A 242-nucleotide genomic window follows, 5' to 3' on the forward strand; every position below is an offset into this window, starting at 1 on the left:
CCCAGTGCCGACAAACACTCTCACAAAACCTGCGCGTTTGAGGTCCGCTAGGGTGGCAGTTTTACCAACGATGTAGTTAGTGACAAAGCGGCCTCCGAGCGCTTTGATTTTTTCTACCACGTCATCCACCAATTGGTTCGGTAGACGGAACTCAGGGATACCATAACGTAACACGCCACCTAGGACATGGAATGCTTCAAATACTGTCACGGGGTAACCAGCTTTGGCCAGTAGGTATGCAT

General features: G+C 50.4%; 1 protein-coding gene. It reads right to left on the reverse strand.

Translation table 11 applies throughout. From position 1 onward, the window contains the following. The coding region (locus MRS74_RS23645) for a hypothetical protein (RefSeq protein ID WP_438362356.1) at positions 1–210 on the reverse strand (210 nt) is incomplete at its 3' end. Positions 211–242 lie beyond the last annotated feature (32 nt).

The organism is Marinobacterium sedimentorum, from assembly GCF_024267675.1.
GTDB classification, from domain to species: Bacteria; Pseudomonadota; Gammaproteobacteria; order Pseudomonadales; family Balneatricaceae; genus Marinobacterium_A; species Marinobacterium_A sedimentorum.